This window comes from Mesorhizobium sp. WSM4837 (assembly GCF_055811435.1).
The window spans coordinates 48,713-54,712 of record NZ_JBVVQE010000048.1; the positions used below are offsets into that span (position 1 = coordinate 48,713).

Annotated in this window: 7 protein-coding genes; 2 read left to right on the top strand and 5 right to left on the bottom strand. The window is 65.4% G+C overall.

The features are described from left to right. Nucleotides 1-263: 263 nt before the first annotated feature. On the bottom strand, nucleotides 264-1,547 hold the full coding sequence (locus tag AC0L3D_RS24575) for an MFS transporter (protein WP_473646082.1): 1,284 nt from the start codon (nucleotides 1,545-1,547) through the stop codon (nucleotides 264-266). An 82-nt stretch (nucleotides 1,548-1,629) separates the two neighbouring features. Between AC0L3D_RS24575 and AC0L3D_RS24580 the strand changes: the two genes are divergently transcribed. Further along, a complete protein-coding gene (locus AC0L3D_RS24580; RefSeq protein WP_473646084.1) occupies nucleotides 1,630-2,229 on the top strand; it encodes a TetR/AcrR family transcriptional regulator in 600 nt (199 codons plus the stop codon). Between the two features lie 45 nt (nucleotides 2,230-2,274). Beyond that, the gene (locus AC0L3D_RS24585) at nucleotides 2,275-2,868 is read left to right on the top strand and encodes a hypothetical protein (protein WP_128248088.1); all 594 of its coding nucleotides are present in this window, start codon (nucleotides 2,275-2,277) and stop codon (nucleotides 2,866-2,868) included. 248 nt (nucleotides 2,869-3,116) lie between these two features. Here AC0L3D_RS24585 and ppa read toward each other — a convergent pair whose 3' ends face one another. The 4 genes from ppa to AC0L3D_RS24605 all read right to left on the bottom strand — a co-directional run bounded on the left by ppa (nucleotide 3,117) and on the right by AC0L3D_RS24605 (nucleotide 5,841). Then, entirely contained in the window at nucleotides 3,117-3,650 is a 534-nt protein-coding gene (gene ppa, locus AC0L3D_RS24590; RefSeq protein ID WP_023800478.1) for an inorganic diphosphatase, read from the bottom strand. A 111-nt stretch (nucleotides 3,651-3,761) separates the two neighbouring features. Next, nucleotides 3,762-4,268, bottom strand: a complete 507-nt coding sequence (locus tag AC0L3D_RS24595) for a GNAT family N-acetyltransferase (protein WP_473646086.1) — start codon at nucleotides 4,266-4,268, stop codon at nucleotides 3,762-3,764. A gap of 116 nt (nucleotides 4,269-4,384) precedes the next feature. Continuing rightward, nucleotides 4,385-5,023, bottom strand: coding sequence for a TPM domain-containing protein (locus AC0L3D_RS24600; RefSeq protein WP_473530301.1), 639 nt, complete (start codon nucleotides 5,021-5,023; stop codon nucleotides 4,385-4,387). A gap of 8 nt (nucleotides 5,024-5,031) precedes the next feature. After that, entirely contained in the window at nucleotides 5,032-5,841 is an 810-nt protein-coding gene (locus AC0L3D_RS24605; protein WP_473646087.1) for a TPM domain-containing protein, read from the bottom strand. Nucleotides 5,842-6,000: the final 159 nt, after the last annotated feature.

The following is a 6,000-nucleotide window of genomic DNA, read 5'->3' on the forward strand; positions in this document are numbered from 1 at the left end:
GGCTTAAACGTCGCCGCCAAGGTCCAGCCTCAATGTTTCACGCACATCTCGAAACCATGAAGGTTTTCTGACGATCAACAGGCTGGCTAATCTCCCCCCTCGAGGGGGAGATGTCGCCGAAGGCGACAGAGGGGGTCGTGTCGCGTGGAGCGCCGACCTCCTGCGTCTGCGATAAGGGGCCGAGCCCGGTCGGACCGACCCCCTCTGCCGCTCCGCGGCCATCTCCCCCTCAAGGGGGGAGATTAGCGCTCGGCCGTTATAGCTCAAGCCGCCTGCGGGTTCGGCTCGAAGGCCGGACGGCTGGTGTTGATCAACAGCGAGATGCAGGCTGCGGCTATTGCCGTCATGCCGGCGATGAGGAAGGCAAGTTCGTAATTGCCCTGCAATTCACGCATGGTGCCGCCGAAGAAGGCGGCCGCCGCTGCACCCACCTGATGGCCGGCGACGATCCAGCCGAAGACGATCGGCCCGCTGCGGTCGCCGAACGCCTCGTTCGACAGCCTGAGCGTCGGCGGCACGGTGGCGATCCAGTCCAATCCGTAGAGCACGGCGAAGATGATCAGGCTGGTCGACGAAAAGCCGGAATAAGGCAGATAGATCAGCGACAGGCCGCGGATGCCATAATAGACGCCGAGCAGCTTGCGCGGGTCGAAACGGTCGGTGAGCCAGCCCGACAGCGTCGTGCCGATCAGGTCGAAGATGCCCATCAGCGACAGCAGGCCGGCGGCTTGCACCTGGCCGATGCCCATGTCGCCGCAAAACGCGATCAGGTGCGTTCCGACCAGTCCGTTGGTGGTGAAGCCACAGATGAAGAAAGTGGCGAACAGATACCAGAACACCCGCGTGCCGGCGGCACAACGCAGCGTGCTGAGCGTGTGGGTGAGGAAATTGCCCTGCGAGGCCGGCGCAACCGGCGGCACGTCGTCGACGTCCGCGCCGTAGCGCACCATGCCGATCGCCGACGGCCGTTCCGGCACCAGCAGCCAGACCAGCGGCACCAGGCAGGCGGTGGCGACCGCAATGGCGATGGCGACAGGCTTCCAGCCGCCCGACTGGGCGAGCGCGGCGAGCAATGGCAGGAACACCAGCAGGCCGGTGGCGGCCGAGGCCGACATCAGCCCCATCACCAGGCCGCGATTGGTCTTGAACCAGCGATTGACGATGGTGGCGCCGAGCACCGTGGCGACCGCGCCGGAACCGACGCCGGAGAATACGCCCCAGGTGAGAAGCAGGTGCCAGGGCTGGGTCATCAACAGGCTGAGCGCCGTCGAGCCCGACATCAGCACCAGCGCCGCCAGCAGCGTGCGGCGCAGCCCGATCCGTTCCATCAGTGCCGCGGCAAACGGCCCGGTCAGGCCGTAGAGGAAGATGCCGATGGCCGCGGCGAGCGAGACGACATCGCGCCGCCAGCCGAAACTCTCCTCCAGCGGCAGCATCATGACGGCCGGCGCCGACCGCAGGCCCGCCGCGATCAGCAGGCACAGGAAAATGACGGCGACCACGACGAAAGCATAGCGCTGGCCAAACGGGCGGGATCGAGCTATCATGTTACTGACCGGTACGTTGCAACGCATGGGAGCATACGTACCGATCGGTAACATTGTCAAGCAGGCAACGGCACGTCCAAGAATGAAAAGCATTGAACCAGCGATCAAAGCGGATGAACGGCCCCGCGCGGGCGAAAAAATCCTTCGCGTTGCCCGCGACCTGTTCTACCGGCAAGGCATCAGGGCGATCGGCGTCGACGAGATCGTGCGACGCGCTGGCGTCACCAAGCCCAGCCTCTATCGCAGCTTTCCCTCCAAGGACGAATTGGCCGCGTCCTATCTGCGGCAATACGACCTCGAGTTCTGGGCCCGCTTCGACGCGGCGGTGGCTGCCCATCCCGGCAATCCGCGCACGCAGATCGCCGCCTTCCTGACCCGCATCGGCAAGCGCACGCAAAAGCCCGACTATCGCGGCTGCGGCATGACCAATGCGGCCGTCGAATATCCCGAACGTGGCCACCCGGCCCGGGTGGTGAGTGAGGCCAACAAGCAGGAATTGCGCCGACGCCTGCGCGCCATGGCGGCGGCGATGGGTGCCGGCGACGCCGAGACGCTGGGCGACGGGCTGCTGCTTCTGATCGAAGGCGCCTATATCAGTGGCCAACTGTTCGGGGCCGGCGGACCGGCGAAGTCCGTGGCCCGCAACGCCGACCTGCTGATCGAAGCGAGCTTGAAGAAATAGCGATTAACGATACCGTGCGGCAGCCCCGAAACGGAGTTGCCCGCGATGCGTGCTCTTTTGCTGATCCCGCTTGCCCTCGCCGGCCTCTGCCAGCCTGCCCGGGCCGGCGACATTTCCAGCGCCTACACCGATCTCGACTGGAAGAAGGACTGCGTGACCTACGCGCAAGCGGAGGAAGGCGACGGCGACTGGGCCAGTCTCGCCTGTTCGGGCTATCGCGGCTACCCGGTGCTGATCGCCTACGACGACGCCCGCGAATCGCTGTTTTATGGTTTTCCGCCCAGCGACATGACCGCAGTCTGGGAAAGTTTTGTCGCCTTCAACACGGCCGCATCCAAACTCGAGTGGCGCATCGAGACGAACGGCGATCGCGCCGTCCCGTTTGCGGTCATCCATCGGCGCTCGATCAGCAATCCCGAGGTGGAGAACAAGCCGACCGACGTGCTGATCGTCGCCAAGGTCGCCCAGCCGGAGACCTATGAAGGCTGCACCGTCGGCCTGGTGCTGGCCACCGGCAACCCCGGCGCGAACGACCAGGCACGCAAGCTCGCCGACGAGAAGGCGCGGACCTTTGCCTGCGGCAAGGACAAGCGCGTGGTTATCGGCAACGCGCCCGCTTTCGGCCGCGTCGACAATTAGGAGCGCGTCGCATTGAAAAGTAACGTCGGTCAGCGCTGCCCCTCATTGCCCTGCCGGGCATTTCTCCCCGTATAGTGACGGGGAGAAAGACGCAGCCATCAATGGTTTCGCCAATTACCACCGTTGCTGAATGGGCGCCAAGGTCGAGGTCAGCGGGCTTCTCCCCGTTCACGGGGAGAAGGTGCCGGCAGGCGGATGAGGGGCGGCGCTACGCCAGCAGTTTGCTCGCAACTTCAGGCGTTCGGCTACTACTTGCTTGCCTTGGCCCGTTCGATCGCCTCGACGATCATCTTCTTGGCGTAGGCGGCATCGTGCCAGCCCTCGATCTTGACCCATTTGCCGGGTTCGAGATCCTTGTAGTGCTCGAAGAAGTGCTGCACCTGCTGGCGGGTGATGTCGGGCAGGTGCGTGTATTCGGTGACGTTCTCGTAGCGCAGCGTCAGCTTGGGCGAAGGCACCGCGATGATCTTTTCGTCGAGGCCGGAATTGTCCTCCATCACCAGCACGCCGATCGGCCGCACATTGATGACGCAGCCCGGCACCAGCGCCCGCGTGTTGCAGACCAGCACGTCGATCGGGTCGCCGTCACCCGACAGCGTGTGCGGCACGAAGCCGTAATTGCCGGGATAGCGCATCGAGGTGTGCAGGAAGCGGTCGACGAACAGCGTGCCGGCCTCCTTGTCCATCTCGTACTTGATCGGCTCGCCGCCGATCGGCACCTCGATGATGACGTTGATGTCCTCCGGCGGGTTCTTTCCGATGGCGATGGCTTCGATACGCATGGCTTTGTCCCTCTTTCGATTGGAAACCGATAGCGGGCAGCGGCGCATGGTGCAATGCGGCGAATGGTACTGAAATCGGCTGAGGGTGCTGGCGAGAGGCGTGTCGAGCCGTCATTCCCAGACGAAGGCGACCTTCTTCAGAGCCTTCTGCTCGAAAACCTCGACTCCCTCGGCGACGTCGCGGCCGCCGGTGCCGGCATAGAAGGTGAGCGCGTTCTGGTTGTCCTCCAGCGCCCACACCACCATGCCTTTCAGCCCGTGGTCTGCCAGTCGCGCCCGTGCTGCCGAGAATAGCCGGCTGCCGAGCCCGATGCCCTGATATTCCGGGCGCACGTAAAGTTCGTAGATCTCGCCCTGCTGCTTGAGCTCGCGGGCGCGGTTCTTGCCGATCGTGGCGTAGCCGGCAACCTTGCCGCCGATCTCGACAACCAGGACGGTGGCGGCGCGGCGGATGGCGTTCGCCCACCAGTCGGCGCCGCGGCGGTTGATCATCGATGTCAGCGTGCGATGCGGGATGATGCCGGAGTAGGCGCCGCGCCAAGCCAGCAGGTGCACGTCGGCGATGGCGCCTGCGTCGCGCGGCTCGGCTTTCCTGATGTCGATGCTCAGCGTCTTCATGATTGGTTAACCATAAACCCGCATCGCCCGATTGCAAGAGTCCGGTCAGCCGCTCCCAAGCTTTCGCACAGACGATAGACGTGCCGTTGAGTGCTGAAAAAACCGTTCGTAGCGACTCAGATTTCGACCAGATGATCGTCGAGTTCGTTGCTGTCGCCGGAAGAAACCGGGAAATGCTCGGCCAGCACCGCACCCGTCGCTTCGATCGCCTTGATAAAGCCGTCGGCGAGACGATGGTCGCGGGCATGCGCGGTAAGGTCGCGGACGACGCCGTCCCAGACATGCTGGCCGACACGGCTGTCGATGCCGCTGTCGGCGATCACTTCGGCGTAGTGCTCGGCGATCGAAACGAACACCAGCACGCCGGTGCGCGCCGTGGTGCGGTGGACGTTGCGGGCGAGGAACTGCTTTATCGCATTGGCGTGCGCGGCCTGGTAGCGCAGCCGTCTCGGCACCAGATGGATGCGCAAGCCGGGCAGCGCCCACAACAGCACAAGCACCGAGGCCATCGCCAGAAGCTGGGCAATGACGAAATGCGGCAAGCGGATCGACAGCCACCACGCTTCCAGCCCGTAGCTGACGGCGAGGCTAACGACGAGCATCGCCAGCGTCGCCATGAAGGCCGCCGGAAAGAAATAGCCGTCGCTGGCATAGGCGACCACGCAGTAGATTTCGCCGTCGGTCTTCGATTCGGCGACGCGGATCGCTTTGGCGATGCGGTCATGGTCCTCGGGGCTGATCGGTCGAGTTGCCATGTCGTGTCTCACCAGCTTCCTGAAGATCCGCCGCCACCGGACGAGCCGCCGCCGCCCGAAAACCCGCCACCGCCTGAGCCTCCTCCGCCCGACGACCAGCCGCCCCCGCCGGACGACCAGCCGCCAGAAGATCGCCGGCCCGGCTCGAAGGTCATGCCCAGCCAGCGATAGCGGCCGGGGCCGAGTTTCCGGCCGAAGATCGGCGGCAGGATGGAGGCGGCGATGCTGCCGAAGAAGATGATCGCCCATATACTTATGAAGATCGCAAAGAACAGATCGTCGGTGTTGAACGGCGGCTGCTGGTTGCGGGTCCCGCGCGCTTCCAGCTCTTCCGGATTGCCTTCCAGCACCATGACCATGTCGTCGACGGCCTTCATTATGCCGCCGGAGAAATCGCCGGCGCGGAAGGCCGGCACCATGTCGTTTTCGATGATCAGCCTGGTGTGCAGGTCGGTCAGCGTGCCTTCCAGCCCGTAGCCGACCTCGATGCGCATCTTGCGGTCGTCTTTGGCGACCAGCAAAAGCACGCCATTGTCCTCGCCGGCCTGGCCGAGCTTCCAGGCGCGGAACAGCCGGTTGGCGTAGGGCTCGATTTCCTCGCCGTCGAGGCCAGGAAGCGTCGCGACGACGATCTGGTCAGAGCTCTCGGCCTCGAAATCCGCAAGCTTGCGGGTCAGCGCCGCCTCGGTTGCGGCGTCGATGATGCCGGCATTGTCGACGACCCGCCCGGTCAGGGCAGGCAATTCGGCGGCGAAAGCGGTGAGGGGGAGGAAGAGGGGGAGGAAGAGAAGGCTTAGGGCGATGAACAGGAATGCCAGGCTGGCGTTGCCGGGGGGGGCCCCCCCCGGGGGGGGGGGGGGGGGGGGGGGGGGGCGGGGGGGGGGGGGGGGGGGGGGCGCCGGGGGGGGGGGGGGGGGGGGGGGGGGGGGGGGGTGGGGGGGGGGCGGGGGGGGGGGGGGGGGCGGCGGGGGGGGCGG

Coding starts and splice junctions, on each gene's coding strand:
- AC0L3D_RS24575 (WP_473646082.1), bottom strand. CDS start 1,547: ATGATAGCTCGATCCCGCCCGTTTGGCCAGCGCTATGCTTTCGTCGTG.
- AC0L3D_RS24580 (WP_473646084.1), top strand. CDS start 1,630: ATGAAAAGCATTGAACCAGCGATCAAAGCGGATGAACGGCCCCGCGCG.
- AC0L3D_RS24585 (WP_128248088.1), top strand. CDS start 2,275: ATGCGTGCTCTTTTGCTGATCCCGCTTGCCCTCGCCGGCCTCTGCCAG.
- ppa (WP_023800478.1), bottom strand. CDS start 3,650: ATGCGTATCGAAGCCATCGCCATCGGAAAGAACCCGCCGGAGGACATC.
- AC0L3D_RS24595 (WP_473646086.1), bottom strand. CDS start 4,268: ATGAAGACGCTGAGCATCGACATCAGGAAAGCCGAGCCGCGCGACGCA.
- AC0L3D_RS24600 (WP_473530301.1), bottom strand. CDS start 5,023: ATGGCAACTCGACCGATCAGCCCCGAGGACCATGACCGCATCGCCAAA.